The organism is Pseudomonas sp. W17 (assembly GCF_040268305.1).
Taxonomy (GTDB): Bacteria; Pseudomonadota; Gammaproteobacteria; order Pseudomonadales; family Pseudomonadaceae; genus Aquipseudomonas; species Aquipseudomonas protegens.
In genome coordinates, this window is record NZ_CP158490.1 from 2552795 (window position 1) to 2568011 (window position 15217).

16 protein-coding genes are annotated in these 15217 nt (G+C 63.7%); 5 read left to right on the forward strand and 11 right to left on the reverse strand.

Going from position 1 to position 15217, the window contains the following annotated elements; all coding sequences use genetic code 11:
- Positions 1-341: 341 nt before the first annotated feature.
- Positions 342-1628 (reverse strand): MFS transporter, encoded by a 1287-nt coding sequence (locus tag ABCR88_RS11870; protein ID WP_350404593.1) that lies wholly within the window; start codon positions 1626-1628, stop codon positions 342-344.
- Between the two features lie 75 nt (positions 1629-1703).
- Positions 1704-3083 carry a M20 family metallopeptidase gene (locus ABCR88_RS11875; protein ID WP_350404594.1) on the reverse strand — a complete coding sequence of 460 codons (1380 nt, stop codon included), beginning with the start codon at positions 3081-3083 and terminating at the stop codon, positions 1704-1706.
- A gap of 117 nt (positions 3084-3200) precedes the next feature.
- Between ABCR88_RS11875 and ABCR88_RS11880 the strand changes: the two genes are divergently transcribed.
- Together ABCR88_RS11880 and ABCR88_RS11885 are read left to right on the forward strand one after the other, a co-directional pair.
- Positions 3201-4085 (forward strand): LysR family transcriptional regulator, encoded by an 885-nt coding sequence (locus tag ABCR88_RS11880; RefSeq protein WP_232644287.1) that lies wholly within the window; start codon positions 3201-3203, stop codon positions 4083-4085.
- Positions 4086-4230: 145 nt separating this feature from the next.
- Positions 4231-4485: a hypothetical protein gene (locus tag ABCR88_RS11885; RefSeq protein WP_350404595.1), complete on the forward strand. Its 255-nt coding sequence runs from the start codon at positions 4231-4233 to the stop codon at positions 4483-4485.
- A gap of 22 nt (positions 4486-4507) precedes the next feature.
- Here ABCR88_RS11885 and ABCR88_RS11890 read toward each other — a convergent pair whose 3' ends face one another.
- Together ABCR88_RS11890 and ABCR88_RS11895 are read right to left on the reverse strand one after the other, a co-directional pair.
- Complete coding sequence (locus tag ABCR88_RS11890) at positions 4508-4864, reverse strand: DUF6572 domain-containing protein (RefSeq protein WP_015634966.1); 357 nt, start codon at positions 4862-4864, stop codon at positions 4508-4510.
- Between the two features lie 430 nt (positions 4865-5294).
- Complete coding sequence (locus tag ABCR88_RS11895) at positions 5295-6002, reverse strand: DUF6572 domain-containing protein (protein WP_332840608.1); 708 nt, start codon at positions 6000-6002, stop codon at positions 5295-5297.
- 371 nt (positions 6003-6373) lie between these two features.
- Here ABCR88_RS11895 and ABCR88_RS11900 point away from each other — a divergent pair, with 371 nt between their 5' ends.
- Positions 6374-7999, forward strand: a complete 1626-nt coding sequence (locus tag ABCR88_RS11900; RefSeq protein ID WP_350404596.1) for a methyl-accepting chemotaxis protein — start codon at positions 6374-6376, stop codon at positions 7997-7999.
- A gap of 211 nt (positions 8000-8210) precedes the next feature.
- On the opposite strand, the gene arsH is transcribed toward ABCR88_RS11900, so the two are convergent.
- Genes arsH through ABCR88_RS11920 form a run of 4 tightly spaced genes read right to left on the reverse strand, consistent with a single transcriptional unit; the run spans position 8211 to position 11069 of the window.
- The gene (arsH, locus tag ABCR88_RS11905) at positions 8211-8909 is read right to left on the reverse strand and encodes an arsenical resistance protein ArsH (RefSeq protein WP_041117166.1); all 699 of its coding nucleotides are present in this window, start codon (positions 8907-8909) and stop codon (positions 8211-8213) included.
- Positions 8910-8918: 9 nt separating this feature from the next.
- Positions 8919-9389: an arsenate reductase ArsC gene (locus ABCR88_RS11910; protein ID WP_350023873.1), complete on the reverse strand. Its 471-nt coding sequence runs from the start codon at positions 9387-9389 to the stop codon at positions 8919-8921.
- A gap of 28 nt (positions 9390-9417) precedes the next feature.
- Positions 9418-10701 carry an arsenic transporter gene (locus tag ABCR88_RS11915; RefSeq protein WP_350404597.1) on the reverse strand — a complete coding sequence of 428 codons (1284 nt, stop codon included), beginning with the start codon at positions 10699-10701 and terminating at the stop codon, positions 9418-9420.
- A gap of 20 nt (positions 10702-10721) precedes the next feature.
- A complete protein-coding gene (locus ABCR88_RS11920; protein ID WP_232644291.1) occupies positions 10722-11069 on the reverse strand; it encodes a metalloregulator ArsR/SmtB family transcription factor in 348 nt (115 codons plus the stop codon).
- A 219-nt stretch (positions 11070-11288) separates the two neighbouring features.
- On the opposite strand from ABCR88_RS11920, the gene ABCR88_RS11925 reads away from it, so the two are divergent.
- On the forward strand, positions 11289-11834 hold the full coding sequence (locus ABCR88_RS11925; RefSeq protein WP_232644292.1) for a hypothetical protein: 546 nt from the start codon (positions 11289-11291) through the stop codon (positions 11832-11834).
- A gap of 232 nt (positions 11835-12066) precedes the next feature.
- Here ABCR88_RS11925 and ABCR88_RS11930 read toward each other — a convergent pair whose 3' ends face one another.
- The 3 genes from ABCR88_RS11930 to ABCR88_RS11940 are packed head-to-tail and all read right to left on the reverse strand — an operon-like array spanning position 12067 to position 13589.
- Complete coding sequence (locus tag ABCR88_RS11930) at positions 12067-12498, reverse strand: carboxymuconolactone decarboxylase family protein (RefSeq protein WP_123723265.1); 432 nt, start codon at positions 12496-12498, stop codon at positions 12067-12069.
- Between the two features lie 27 nt (positions 12499-12525).
- Positions 12526-13146, reverse strand: coding sequence for an NAD(P)H-dependent oxidoreductase (locus ABCR88_RS11935; RefSeq protein WP_350404599.1), 621 nt, complete (start codon positions 13144-13146; stop codon positions 12526-12528).
- Entirely contained in the window at positions 13143-13589 is a 447-nt protein-coding gene (locus tag ABCR88_RS11940) for a GNAT family N-acetyltransferase (RefSeq protein ID WP_350404600.1), read from the reverse strand. The genes ABCR88_RS11935 and ABCR88_RS11940 overlap by 4 nt, the downstream gene beginning before the upstream one ends.
- 87 nt (positions 13590-13676) lie before the next feature.
- Between ABCR88_RS11940 and ABCR88_RS11945 the strand changes: the two genes are divergently transcribed.
- Positions 13677-15080 carry a PLP-dependent aminotransferase family protein gene (locus tag ABCR88_RS11945; RefSeq protein WP_350023878.1) on the forward strand — a complete coding sequence of 468 codons (1404 nt, stop codon included), beginning with the start codon at positions 13677-13679 and terminating at the stop codon, positions 15078-15080.
- The last annotated feature ends 137 nt before the right edge of the window (positions 15081-15217 follow it).

Genomic DNA, 15217 nt, shown 5'->3' on the forward strand with positions numbered 1-15217 from the left:
CGGACCATCTGCCTGCTGTAGGAGCTGGCTTGCCAGCGAAGGCGCCCGCCCAGACGCTGCAAGACTCAAGGGCCTGTTCGCCGGCAAGCCGGCTCCTACAGGGAACTGCACGGACCATCTGCCTGCTGTAGGAGCTGGCTTGCCAGCGAAGGCGCCCTTCCAGACGCTGCAAGGCCCAAGGGCCTCTTCGCCGGCAAGCCGGCTCCTACGGCGAACTGCACGGTCTATCTGCCTGCTGTAGGAGCTGGCTTGCCAGCGAAGGCGCCCGTCCAGACGCTGCAAGGCCCAAGGGCCTGTTCGCCGGCAGCCGGCTCCTACACGACGTTTGGCTTGGCCCTCTCTCAGGTCATTCCGAGTTTTTTGCGCGCCATCAGCAGGGCTATGACGCTCAACGCTGCCGCCAGCATCAGGTAGAAACTCGGTGCCAGCTGTGAGCCGGTCAGGGCAATCAATCCGGTAGCGATCACTGGGGCAAAACCGCCGAAGATCGTGACCCCCAGGTTGTAGCTCAGGGACATGCCGGTGACCCGGGTGCGCACGGGGAAGATGTCCGCCATCAGCGACGGCAGCGGGGCGAAGTACACCGCCTTGATCAGGGCCATCAGCGCCACCACTAGCAGCAGCGAGCTGGCACTGGGGCGGCTGTTGAGCCAGAAGAACGCCGGCAGGATCGCCACGGCATAGACCACCGCCGCTGCCAGCATGATTTTCAGGCGACCGATATGGCCGGACAGGTAGCCGACGATGGGCGTGATGATGGTCAGGATCAGGCCGCCGGTAAGGGTCGCCAAAAAGCCCGAGGACTGGGCGATGTTCAGGCTGGTGGCGGCGTAGGACGGCATGTACTGGATCATGTAGTTCGAGGCGGTCGACACCACCAGGGTGCCCATGGCGATCAGCAGCAGGGTCTTCTGGGTCACCAGCACTTCGCGCAAAGGGCGTTCCCCCGGTTCGCTGGCCTTGAAGTCCGGCGACTCGTCCACCGTACGGCGGATGTACAGGCCCACCGGGCCCAGCAACAGGCCGAAGAAGAACGGCACGCGCCAGCCCCAGTCGAGCATTTGCTGGGCATCAAGGTGCTTGGTCAGGAAGTAGCCGAAGGTCGAGGCGATGACCACGCCAAAGCCCTGGCTGGCGAATTGCAGGCTGGCGACAAAGTGCCGGGTGCGCGGCGGCGCGTGTTCCAGCATGAAGGCGGTGGAGGTGCCGAACTCGCCACCGGCAGAGAAGCCTTGCAGCAGCCGGGCCAGGAGGATGCCGATCGGCGCGGCGAGGCCCAGGGTGGCGTAGCTGGGCATGATGGCGATCAGCAGGGTGCCCGTCAGCATGATCAGGATCGACAGGGTCAGGGCTTTCTTGCGGCCCCGGCGGTCGGCGTAGGAGCCCAGTGCCGCCGCGCCCAGGGGGCGGATCAGGAACGAGATGCCGAAGGTGGCGAAGGCCAGCAGCAGGGAGAAGGTCGGGTCCGCGGTGGGAAAGAACACCTGGCTGATGGTCAGGGCGAAGTAGGCGTAGATCGACAGGTCGAACCACTCCAGGGTGTTGCCGATCAGGGCGGCGCCTATGGGTTTCCACAGGGCCTTGGGTTCGACCCGGGTCGCGGTCGAGGTGGTGGCTAACGCTGTCATACAGGACGCTCCTGCTTATTGTTGGATTTTGAGCGACAGGTGCCCGACCAGGGCCGGGCGGGGTAAGCGATGGCCTCAGGTCCGGGGCAGGTCCCCCAGGTCCCAGAACAGGGCCGTCATGATCTCCAGGCCTTCACGAATCACCGGTAGCAGCAGGTGTTCGTCCGGGGCGTGCTGTGAGCAGCCGGGGTAGGAGTGGGGAATCCACAGGGTCGGCAGCCCCAGCACTTCGGCGAAGATGTCGTTGGGCAGGGTGCCCGCCAGGTTCGGCAACAGCGCCAGGCGGGGCGCACTGCTACCTGCAATCGAGGTCTTTGCGAACCTGACCCAGGGGTTGTCCGGGTCCAGGCGGGTGGCCGGGGAGCAGCGCTCCATGACGATCTCCACCTGGCTGAAACCTTCGCGGTCCAGGTGCGCCCGCAGCAGGCTTTCCAGCTGCTGCCAGGGCGTGCCGAGGACAAAGCGCAATTGGCAGAAGGCCACGGCCCGGGGCGGAATCGCGTTCACCGGCTTTTGCGGGTTGCCGGTGCTGAAGGCGAGGATTTCCAGGGTGTTCCAGGCGAACAGGCGCTCGCCCAGGGTCAGCCCCGGTTCGCCCCAGTGTTCGTCCAGAGGGCGGCCCAGGGACTCGCGTTGGATCTCCAGGTCGGCGATGGCGGCGCGCACGTTGTCGGGAATGTTCGCCGGCAGCAGTTCGCGGCAGCGGATGCGGCCGTTCTGGTCCACCAGGCTGGCCAGGGCGTTGGCCAGTACTACGCCGGGGTTGCTCATCACCCCGCCCCAGTTGCCCGAGTGCAGGCCCTTGTCCCGGGTGTTGACCTCCAGGCGGAACCGCGCCGAGCCGCGGGAGCCGAGGAACAGCGTCGGCCGGGCCTGATTCAGCCGTGGGCCGTCGGAGGCGATGAACACATCGGCCCGCAACAGTTCGCGCTGCTCCTGGCACAGCTGGCGCAGCCCCGGGGAACCGGCTTCCTCACCCATCTCGAACAGCAGCTTGAGGTTGAAGCCCAGGCGCCCGTCGCGGGCCTTTAGCACTTGCTCCAGGGCGGTCAGGTTGATGCTGTGCTGGCCCTTGTTGTCGGCGGTGCCACGGCCGTACCAGCGTTCTCCCTCCAGGGTCAGCTGCCAGGGATTCAGGCCCGCGCGCCACTGCTCGGCGTAACCCGGCACCACATCGCCGTGGCCGTAGCTGAGCACTGTGTGCAGGGCTGGGTCTTCCAGGCGCGTGGCAATCAGGAACGGCCCACCGACCTCTGGGTTGGCCAGCATGTGGCAGTCGAAACCCAGGCGCTGCAGCAGCGGCTGGATTTCCTCCAGCAGGTAGCGCGGCAGTTCATCGGCATGGGCCGGGTCCTGGCTGTCACTGCGAAACGCCACCCGGCGTCGCAGGTCCTGTTCAAAGTGGCCATCGTCCAGATACTGGCGAACGCCGGCGAGGGCGGCTTGCTTGGTCATTGCAACTCCGGTCGGGCAAGGGGAACGGGCCCATGGTGGAGTCGGGCAAGGCATCTGTATATTGCTGTTTTTTGAAGGCATGATTCTAAAAATTGGATGCCTAGCAAGGGGATGCAGATGGACTATCGGTATTTTCTGGCGGTGATCGATGCGGGCTCCCTGGCCGCGGCGGGGGAGCGTTTGCACATCGCCCCCAGCGCAGTGAGCCGGCAGATCGCCCTACTGGAAGAGAGCGTTGGCGTGGCGCTGTTCGAGCGGCGCCCGCGGGGCATGCAACTCACCGCCGCTGGCGAAGCCCTGGCCGAACACGCCCGGCGCACCTGGCTGGAACAGGAGAACATCCTCGCCGAACTGCGGGGCGAGGGTTACCCGGGGGCCAAGGTGATCCGCCTGGTATCCACCGAGGGCCTGTCGCGGTATTTCCTGCCCCGGGTGCTGCTGGAGCATTACCGCCTGCGGCCCGGAGCCGAGTACCGCCTGGACGTGATCTCGCCCCACGAGTGCGTGCAGCGCATTCGCCGGGGTGAGGCGGACGTGGGGCTGACCTTCAGCACCGAGCCGGTGGAGGGGGTCAACGTGTGCTACTCGATCCGCTCGCCGATTCGCGCCCTGATGCGCGCCGGGCATCCGCTGGCCAGCGCCGGGGTGCTGTCGTTGGAACAGGTGCAGGCGTTTCCCGTGGCCTTGACCCCCAAGGGCACGACTCAGCGGCAACTGCTGGACCTGGTGTGCCAGATGGACGGCCTGAGCTTTGAGCAGGTGATGACCTGCAACTTCTCCGGGGCCCTGCATGAGTTTGTGCGTCAGTCCGATACGGTGGCCTTTGCCAGCGCCATCAGCGGCGAAGGGCAGGGGATGGATGGGCTGGTGTCGGTGCCGCTGTCCAACCCGCGCTTGGGCGATCGGGACATTCAGGTGCTGACCATGCCCAAGCGGGTGTTGCCGGAAAGCCTGGCGTTCTTTATCGACACCTTGATTGCGCGGTTGCAGAAAGAGGGATGAGGGATGCGGCTGACGGTGGAGCAGGCTGTTTGCGCCGCTCGTGGTTAACGGCGGCTGCCGATCAACCTCTTCTACACGACTATCGGCCAAGCCTTGCCTGTGGCTTGGATGCAAAAAACTACCTGTGAATGGAGGCATTCAATCGTTGAAAACGCTGAAAAAATTTACCCTGCATGGCACCGCTGTGGGCAGCGACAGGAGCATTCAACTGGACGAGATTTCGATTCTCGCCGAGCCGGACACACTCAGGGCGCTGGGTGAGTTCCTGATCAAGGCTTCAGCCGACATGGTGGCCAATGGCCTGGAGCATGTGCACCTGCAAGACGTGATCGAGCACTTCTCACACGAGGAGCATGTGGATGTGATTGTCCTCAACCGGGCTGTGATCAAGCCTGTCTGAGGCAGCGCCGTGCCTGGCCCGGCTACATGTTGCGAATCCTCTCGTCGGCCCGCAGTTCGAACTCAAAGCCAATGCCCACGTCATTCAGGGTTTCGGTCACGCGGGCCATGAAGTACTCGGCCTGCGCGGGCAATTCATACAAGCCAATGACCCGGATGATCGGGTACTTGCCATAGGCGCCGGGGATCTCGGTGTAGATCTCGCCACTTTCGATGAAGGCGATGTAGCTGTTGATTTTCTCTTGCAGCACGAGCAAGTGCTCGCCTTGTTCCGCCTTGTCGCCCCATTCGAGGTGGTCGGTCATCACCAGTAGCAGGTCGTTGGGAGCCTCCTTGGAGATCCCCCAGAAATCGATGACTTTGGGATTGGTGACGGACATGGCTGATCCTTCAGGCGGCGGGGGTGGGGATTGTATTACGTGCCCCGGGGTTAGTGGCGGTGCTGTAGCGCGTGCGGCATGGGTGGACATGCAGCACACGATGCAGGAATTGTTCTAGTGGCCGGGCCGGGCCCTGATGGCGAGAACCGCCCCGGCGATTTTCCAACAACCGTTGCGTAATGGATAGTTGGCCATAGGATGTGCGCGTTCCCGCTGATGATCAGGGCCCATCGTCGTGATCCTTTACTCAGTTTCAAGGTTGATGCATGAATCCGGATGACTTCAAGAAATTCAATATCGGCTCCATTGTTCGGGCCACTCAAAGCTCTGCTGCGCTCAAACACCAGCTCGGATTCCTGATCAAGGTTCTGGAGGAACTGGATATCCAGTTCTGCGACTGCGAGCAGGATCCTCTGCGCCTGGCGAAAGTCTATGTTGCCGGGGAAATTCCTGCTGAGCGCTGCAAGGCGCAGGCTGCACTCTGGTGGGCAAAAATCGATGAGCAAGGGGCAATACGAGGGTTCAAGGATCGGGAGGTATTGAAGGCACGACTGGCCATTTGTCTGCTGGCGAATGATGAGGACGATATTTGTGTGTTGGGAGATAACCTCTCGTGGTTTCTTGAGGTGTTGGGTTTCTTGAATGTGGAACCGATGAAGCCCATTGCAATGATGAGAGAGTATTTCGAGTTCAAATAGAAGTTCATTGGCGCCGGCTCGCTCTCGGTGCCCGGGCCGGGAGCCTCTTCGGTCACTTTCAGCTCGAAATCGAAGCCGATGCCGCGCTCGTTGAGGAGCTCGCCAATACGTTTGAAAAACCAATCGACCTGCTCGGGCAGTTCGTGCAAACCCAGTACCCGGATCATCAGGTGCTTGCCGCAGGCATCGGGAATTTCGCTGTAGATCTCTTCACTTTCGATAAAGGTAATGTAGGTGTTGATCTTCTCCTGCAGCAGGAGCAGGTGTTCGCTGTGTGCCGCTTCGTCACCCCATTCGAGAGGGTCGACCATGATCAACAGCAGGCTGTCGGGCGCGGATTTGGGGATGGCCCAGATATCGATGACTGTTGGGGCGGCATTGTATGCCGTAGCGGCTGGATTCTTCAGTGGGCAGTCGGTTTTTGCCCCGTTCAGGCGCAACTTGGCCGAGCGGCTTTCAAGAGCGGTCGGATCGATGGCAGTGACAAAACGCCATCATCTGCTATGGCTTGTTAGGCCCCCCCGTGGATAGATGCCGAGCTCCAGGTGCCATTGCCCAGAGAAATCGAGACGGCGCGGGCCGCGTTATTCGACTTAACTGATGCTCACCCGCCAAGGTGGACATGGGCGCAGGGGGACGGAGTGGGGCCTGCGATCCCGACAGGCCTGGATTGACCCGAGTGAGTATCGACGTTGCCGTGCCGGGTGGGTCGCTAACCCAGTCGTTGGCTTGTTTGCAGCTCTCTGACACTCAGTCGATAGCGTGGAATGACAGCAGGGAAGTACCGACCATTCTATTAGAGAGATAAAAAATGAACGTCAGGACAATGAATCTTGCTCCAAGGTCTGCCGCCTTTTTCTCGCTCATTGTCCTGGTGGTGTTCGCCCTGGGCATTGTCGCCGTGCTGCAAATGGGCAAGCTGCGAGACGCGGAGCAGGATGTCGAGACCAACTGGATGACCAGCATCCGCGAGATCGGCAAGATGAAAACCAGCGTCTTGCGCCTGCGTCTGGAAAGCATCCGCATCACCGTGACCACCGACGAACAGCAGCGACAGACCCGTATCGCCTCGTTGAGCGGTTATCGATCCACCCTGCAGAACACCATCAGCCAGTACGAACCCCTGATCACCGGGCCGGCGGAGCGTGAGCTGTACCAGGCTGTAGCGACCGATGTGCAGGCCTACTTCAAGCTGGTGGACGAGCTGGAGCCGCTGTTGCGCAGTGGCGACAACGCCGCGGCCATCACCCTGATCAACACCCGCATCAGCCCCATGACCAACGCCATGCAGGAGAAGATGGACAAACTCTCGGACTTCAACGACGAGGGCGCCAGGCAGGCGGGGATCACTGCTGCCTCCGTCTACAGCGGCGGCCTGACGCTGGTGCTGGTGTTGATGGGGGTGACGGTGGTGCTCACCGTGGTGTTGGCGGCGGTGCTGACCCGCAGCATCACCGCGCCCATCAGTGACGCCCTGGCCGTGGCCGAACGCATTGCCGGCAGCGACCTGTCCCGGGAGATCGGTGTCAGTGGCCGCGATGAAGCCGGCCGCCTGCTGGCCGCCCTGGCGCAGATGCAGACCAACCTGCGGGAAACCATCGCTCACATCGCCGACTCCTCCACCCAACTGGCTTCGGCCTCGGAAGAAATGACCGCGGTGACCGAAGACGCCAGCCGCGGGCTGGTGCGCCAGAACGACGAAGTCAGCCAGGCGGCCACCGCGGTGACCGAAATGAGCGCCGCGGTGGACGAGGTGGCCCGCAACGCCGAAGCCGCCGCCCAGTCGTCCCGCGAGTCCATGGAGTTCACCCGCTCCGGCATCGAGAACGTGGCCCAGACCCTCAAGGCCATCGAAGGCCTGGCCGGCAACGTGACCAGCACCGGCGAACAGGTCAAGGCCCTGTCCAGCCGCGCCCAGGACATCAGCAAAGTGGTGGAAGTGATTCGCGCGATTGCCGAGCAGACCAACCTGCTGGCGCTCAACGCCGCCATCGAAGCCGCCCGCGCCGGCGAGCAGGGCCGCGGCTTTGCGGTGGTGGCCGATGAAGTGCGGGCCCTGGCCCACCGCACCCAGCAGTCGACCCAGGAAATCGAACAGATGATCAGCGCGATCCAGGCCGACTCGACCCACGCGGTGAGCGCCATGAACGTCAGCGCCGAGATGGCCAGCAGCTCGATCTCCGTGGCGCAGAACGCCGACCTGTCCCTCAAGCAGATCGCCCAGGCGATTACCCAGATCAACGAACGCAACCTGCTGATCGCCACCGCCTCGGAAGAGCAGGCCCAGGTGGCGCGCGAGGCGGACCAGAACCTGACCAGCATTCGCGAGCTATCGATCCAGAGTTCGGCGGGGGCCAGCCAGACGGCCAGCGCCTGCGGGGAGATGGCCAACCTGGCGATCGAGTTGAACCGGCTGGTGGCACGGTTCAAGGTTTGAGCGCGGTTTTTTGCCCTACGGTGGTCTGGTTCCTCCGTAGGAGCTGGCTTGCCAGCGAAGCCCGCCAACGATGATGCGCACTCAGCGAATCAATGCGGCGTCGGCGAGTGTTTTGCAAGCCAGCGTGCTCCTGCCCAAACCCATTCTTGAAATCCGGGTTCACAGGTTTTTGTCGGCGCAGGCGCTGGCTGCAAATAGGCTGTTGCGTCCCTCAGATTGAACGCTGGTTGACCCGGGCCATCAATTGCTCGGCGCTTTCCTTGCGCTCGGAATAACGGTCCACCAGAAACGCCTGCCGGTCGCGCAGCAGCACGGTGAACTTCACCAGCTCTTCCATCACATCCACCACCCGGTCGTAGAACGGCGAAGGCTTCATCCGCCCGGCGTCGTCGAACTCCATGTAGGCCTTGGGCACCGAGGATTGGTTGGGGATGGTGAACATGCGCATCCAGCGCCCGAGCACCCGCAGTTGATTGACCACGTTGAACGACTGGGAGCCGCCGCAGACCTGCATCACTGCCAGGGTTTTGCCCTGGGTCGGACGCACCGCGCCAAGCTCCAGCGGAACCCAGTCGATCTGCGCCTTGAACACCGCCGACATCGCCCCGTGGCGTTCTGGCGAACACCAGACCTGGCCTTCCGACCACAGCACCAGCTCCCGCAGTTCCTGGACCTTGGGATGGTCCGCCGGGGCATCGTCGGGCAAGGGCAAGCCGGAGGGGTTGAAGATTCGCGTCTGGGCACCGAAATGCTCCAGCAGGCGCGCGGCTTCTTCGACCAGCAGCCGGCTGAAGGAGCGTTCGCGGGTGGAACCGTAGAGCAACAGGATGCGCGGCTTGTGCTCGTCTGGCGTCGAAGTGGGCGCGCCATCGAACAGGCGCAAATCCAGGTTTGGCAGGTGCTCGGACATGGGGCCTCCTTAAAGCGTGCCGATGCGATCAAGCTCGGTCTTGAGCTGATCGCGGCTGAGGTGGTCGAAGGGCAGTGCGAAGAAGGCTGCGCAGCGCTGTTCGATCTGCGCCAGGGTGGCGCGGAACGCGGCGTCGATCGCTGCCTCTTCACCGCGCACATCGGACGGGTCCGCCAGCCCCCAATGGGCCTTCAGCGCCGGGCCGAAATACACCGGGCAGCTTTCACCGGCCGCCTTGTCGCAGACGGTGATGACAATATCCGGCGGGTTGTCGGCGAAGGCGTCATTGCCCTTGCTGTACAGGCCGTCGGTGGCGATGCCGGCCTGCTGCAAGGTCGACAGGCTGCGGGGCAGCACCTGGCCCTTGGGGAAGCTGCCGGCGCTGAGCGCCGCGAACCCCTTGGGCGCCAGATGGTTGAACAGGGCTTCGCAAAGAATGCTGCGGCAACTGTTGGCCGTGCACATGAACAGGACTCGCATGGGGGGCTCCTGCCGCTTTGGGCGGCTGTCAGAGGCTCAGGCGCAGGGCCAGGGCCGAAAGGGTGACCAGCAGAACCGGGAGGGTCAGCAGCACGCCGACCTTGAAGTAATACCCCCAGGTGATGCGCAGGCCCTTGCGCTCCAGCACGTGCAGCCAGAGCAGCGTGGCGAGGCTGCCGATGGGGGTGATTTTCGGGCCCAGGTCGCAGCCGATGACGTTGGCGTAGATCATCGCCTCGCGCACCAGCCCCTGCGCCTCGCTGGCCTGTATCGACAGCGCGCCGATCAGCACGCTGGGCATGTTGTTCATCACCGAGGACAGCAGCGCCGACAGCAGGCCGGTGCCCAGGGTGGCGCTCCACAGTCCCTGTTCGGCCAGGCGGTTCAGCACCTGGGCCAGCAGGTCTGTCAGGCCGGCATTCTTCAGGCCGTACACCACCAGGTACATGCCCAGCGAGAACACCACGATCTGCCACGGCGCCTCGCGCAGCACCCGGCGCGTGGAGATCCGGTGGCCCTTGGCGGCGACGGCAAACAGCAGCGCGGCACAGGTCGCCGCCACCGCACTGATGGGAATACCCAGGGGCTCCAGGGCGAATAGCCCGACCAGCAGCATCAGCAGGGTCCAGCCCCCGACCCTGAAGGTGGCCCGGTCACGGATCGCCGTGCAAGGTTGCGGCAGCGCATCCAGGGCGTAGCGTGGCGGCAGGTCCTTGCGGAAATAGAGGAACAGCACCAGCAAGGTCATGGCGACACTGGCCAGGCTCACCGGCAGCATCACCGCCGCGTACTCGGCGAACCCCAGCCGGAAGTAGTCGGCGGACACGATATTCACCAGGTTGGACACCACCAGCGGCAGGCTCGCGGTGTCGGCAATGAAGCCCGCGGCCATGACGAAGGCCAGGGTCGCCCCGGGGCTGAAACGCAGCGCCAGCAGCATCGACATGACGATGGGCGTGAGGATCAGCGCTGCGCCGTCATTGGCGAACAGCGCCGACACCGCCGCCCCCAGCAGCACGCAGAAGGCGAACAGCCGATGGCCGCTGCCCCTGGCCCAGCGCGCCACATGCAGGGCGGCCCATTCGAAGAACCCGGCCTCGTCCAGCAGCAGGCTGATGATGATCACCGCGATGAAAGTCGCGGTGGCGTTCCAGACAATGGCCCACACCGTGGGAATGTCCTGCAGCGATACCGCGCCCAGCGCCAGCGCGATCATTGCGCCGAACGTGGCGCTCCAACCGACGCCGAGGCCCTTGGGCTGCCAGATGACGAGAATCAGGGTGAAGAGAAAAACAGTCACAGCGACAAACATGCAGGTTCACTCGATAGGGGTCAGCAGCAGGCGGCTTCGCGAACCGGGCGGCCATCCATGTTCTGCAGGCGCGCGGCATTGTCCTTGAGCCAAGCGGCGTTGGCCTTGGCCGTCACCTGCAGAATCTCCTGGACCCAGCCCGGCAACTCGGGGTTGAGGCGGTAATACACCCATTGGCCCTGACGGCGATCGAGCAGCAAGCCACTGCTGCGCAGTTGCGCCAGGTGGCGGCTGATTTTTGGCTGGCTGTCGTCGAGTGCACACATCAGCTCGCAGACACACAGCTCACCCTGATCGGCGATCAGCAGGGTGGCGCGCACACGGGTTTCGTCGGCCAGGCTTTTGAAGACTTCGGGAGGCGTGATCATGCTCGCTCCTTATATGTGGAAAATCGAATATACGGATATCCATATGTATAGAGCAAGCCAAAAATTGTCGAGCCGCGGCTCTGGCTCGGCAGGAGGGGCTTTTCATGGACGTGCACTGCCGGCCAATGCACTATTGCGACGGATTTTTCAGCCAGCCATTATCCGCTCGTCGAAGACAGCGCCCTCGACGAGCCCCATGCCAAGGAAGTCATCAGATCCATGACCGTCAGCGAACTGCTTGCCGCCATTCGTAAACCCTATGTCGAGACCCTGGCGCGTATCGCCGCAGAGGGGGCCGCGCATGTTGAGCCGGCCTACCGGAACAGCGACGGCTCGCTGGCGGTTGAAGGAGCCATGGCCACACCTTGCCGGGTGGACGTGATTGCAGCCGAGAGTGGGGAACCGGTGCAGGTCGACTCCGAAGCCGAGCTGGGCTTTGAGCCAGTGCGTTTTGCGATTGAGCAGATGGCAGTGGGGATCTCGCCCTTTGGCTGGGACTGGTTGCCCCTGGAAGTGCAAGGCTTGAGCCTTGAGCAGGCCTCTGAAGTGATTCGCACGTGGTTCTTTGCGTGGTTCGATGGCGAAGATGAAAACCCGCCGACCGAAGAAGGTCTGCAAGGGGTAGTGCACTTTGTGTCGGAGCCGGAGGCTACGGAGGAGGGGTACCGGTTCAAGATTGACTTGGGATCGGTTCCAGCAGAAGCGCTGGAAGAACTGCTGTTTGCATTGGCCGATGCCGGCGCCACCGGAGCTTTTCTCGCATAGAGCAGGAGAGGCCCCGAGCCGACCTGATATCGCTTCCCCTGTAGGAGCTGGCTTGCCAGCGAAGCTCGCCAACGATGACGCGCAGGCACCTTCTTACCGCGTGCACCTGGGGGCGGGTGGCGGCCAACCCGGCATCCTGCCGGGTTGGCCACGGCTCAATGCCTGCCTTCGACCCTCCTGTGCGCAGGGGCAGGAAGATCAACAGCCAACCCCGCCAACGTTAGCCTCGCTCTCAGAGCTTCATGCCCACCGCCAGCCGGTTGAAGGCATTCATCAAGGACACGGCCAAGGTCAGGTCGGAAATTTCGACCTCGCTAAAGTGCGCTTTCAGTGGTTCGTAGAGCTCGTCCGGCGCGCCCTTGTCGTGGACGTAGGTGAGGGTTTCGGTCCAGGCCAGGGCTGCACGCTCGCGTTCGCTGAACAGTTCGCTGACGCGCCAGCCGGCCAGGCAATCCAGCTTGTCTTGCGCCACTCCACACTCGCGCAGGGTCTGTGAGTGCTTGCCCAGGCAGAACGAGCAACCGTTGATCTGCGACACGCGCAAAAACACCAGTTCCACGAGAGGCAAGCCCAGGGGGCTTGCGACCAGGGCGGTGTTGGTGGCGAGCAGGCCTTGATAGGCGGCCGGCGACAAAGTGGCAAAGGGCAGTCTGAGTTGGCTCATGGTGAAACTCCGATAGGGAAAAAGTAATCAGGCACAAACGAGAGGGTTGAACAGGGGCTGCAAGGACAGTGCGCTGCGGGCCTCGTCGAGGGTTGCACGCACCGCCTCGTCACCGAACACCAACCCTTGCAGATAAGTGAACTGCAGGTCGAACAGGCCAAGGGTGTTCAGCACCTGGCGCAGGTAAGGCGTGAGAAAGTCCGGTTGGCGTGCCCGTTCGCCCTGGTGAAAGCCGCCGGAACTGACCAGGACATGCACCGGGCGGTCCTTGAGCAGGCCGACCTTGCCCTCCGGGCCGGAACTGAAGGTGCGGTGAATGCGCAGCACGTAGTCGATCCACAGCTTGAGCGCGGCCGGCAGGGTGAAGTTGTGCATGGGCGTGGCAATGAGCAGGGCATCGCTGCGCTCCAACTCGCCAATCAGCCCTTCGGACACCTCGAACAGTGGCGCATCGAAGGGTGTGGCGGTGGTCAGGGCGTGGGCGTAGTCCATGCCCAGGGGCGGCAACGGATTGGCCCCCAGATCGCGCTCGACCAGTTCCAGGTGCGGATAGCGTTGGCGCAGGGAGCTCACCAGCTCCAGTGCCAGCCGGTGCCCCTGGGAAACCTGGCCACGGGGGCTGGCGTTGATCAACAGAACAGTGTTCATACCGGCTCCCCACCCTGAAGTCGCTCGGTGAAGTGCATGCCGCGGGCCAGCAACCCCTGGCGGAAATAGAAGCGCTGGGCCAGGGGCATATGCAGGCCGGTATCCAGCACCAGGTGAGCGCATTGACGCTGCACGGCCTCATCCCGCACGGCGCTCAGCAGCCGCGCACCCAAGCCGCTGCGCTGCAGCTCCGGGCTCACCACCAAGTCATCGACGTAGATGAAGCGCCCGTAGAGCAGGTTTTCCAGCTCGCGGTAGCCTGCCAGGCCGACGATGCGCTCGGCGTCCCACGCGGCGAGCAAGCGATAGCCCTGCTCGGTTTGCCGGGCTACTTGGGTGACATAGGCCGCCGGGCTGGTGAGGTGGGGGCGCAAGACACGCATCAAGTCGAAACTGGCCACCAGGGCCGCTTCGCTTTCGAGGTGTTGAAGGGTGTAGGGCATGTCCGTCATCCGCTGAAAAGAGATGACCCACTGTAGAAGGCAGATGGCTTAAGCTACAGGGCCAAAAAATGCATAAATGACTAGGCCATGATCCTTCCTTTCGAATTGGACCGCAGCCAGACGGCGCCGATCTATCGCCAGCTTTATCAGCGGTTTCGCGAGTCCATCGCCGATGGTCGTCTGCGTCCGGGGGACCGAGTGCCGGCGGTACGCGCCTTGGCGGCGGAGCTCAACCTGGCGCGAGGCACCGTGGAAGCGGCTTACCAGCTGCTGATAGGCGAGGGCTACCTGATTGCTCGCGGGGCCGCCGGGACCATTGTCACCCCGCAACTGGCACCGATTTGCGCGCCCGCGCAGCGTGCCCCAGTGGCTGCAACGACCCACCAAGCTACCCATGCCGGCACCTCGCCCTTGGCACTGCAAATGGGCCTGCCAGCGCTGGATGCCTTTCCGCGCAAACTCTGGACTCGCCTGGCGGGCCGGCAACTGCGCCAGGCGGGTGTCGAAGGCCTGGTCTACCCGGACGCGCGCGGCTACGCCCCGTTGCGGGCGGCCATTGCCTCCTACCTGGGGATTTCCCGGGGCATCTCCTGCCATCCAGAGCAGATCTTCGTCTGCGCCGGCTACCGCGCCTGCCTCGACCTGATCAGCCACACGCTGATGCGCCCAGGCGCTACCTGCTGGCTGGAGGAGCCCGGCTACTTCATGGCCAGGAACGCACTGCTGGAAGCCGGCGCGCAGCTGGTGCCGGTGCCCGTGGACGATCAAGGCCTGGACGTCGCACAAGGTATCGCTCGCGCGCCAGAGGCCGGCTTTGCCGTGGTCACCCCGACCCACCAGAGCCCGCTGGGGGTGTCGTTGTCCCTGCCGCGGCGCCTGGCCCTGCTGGACTGGGCCAACCGTCAAGGCAGTTGGATCATCGAGGACGATTACGACAGCGAATACCGCTACCAGGGCAAGCCCTTGCCGGCCCTCAAGAGCCTCGACCAGCAGGGCCGAGTGCTCTACACCGGCACCTTCAGCAAAGTCCTATTTCCGGGGCTGCGCCTGGCCTACCTGGTGGTGCCCGCCGAACAGACCCCAGCGTTCGCCCGCCAGGCCGATCGTTTGCACAACCACTGCCCGCACCTGCTGCAAGCGACCGTCGCGACCTTTCTCAACGAGGGGCACTTTGCCCGGCACCTGAACAAAATGCGTGGCCTGTATGCGCGTCGGCGGCAATGGCTGGTGGAGGCGTTGCACCAGCAGGTGGGTGGCCGCTTGCAGATAGACCCGCAGGCCGGTGGCATGCATGTGGTGGCTGGGCTGGGGGAGGGGGACGATGTGCAGATTGCCCGGCGGGCTCGGGCGGTGGGGATTGCGGTGGAGCCGTTGTCGCAGTGGTATCTGGGGGGCGGGGAGAGGCAGGGATTGGTGATGGGGTTTACCAATGTGGTCAGTGCGGAGCAGGCGGTGAGCGTGGCGGTGCGGTTGGGGCGGGTGATTGGGTGAGGTGGGGGTTGTGGCCGCTGAGGCTGGAGTCTCTCCTATGGCAGCGCTCACCATTTGGCAGGCCACACCCCTGTGGCAAGGGAGCTTGCTCCCGCTGGGTTGCGCAGCAACCACAACCGGCCTCACACCGCTCGGCC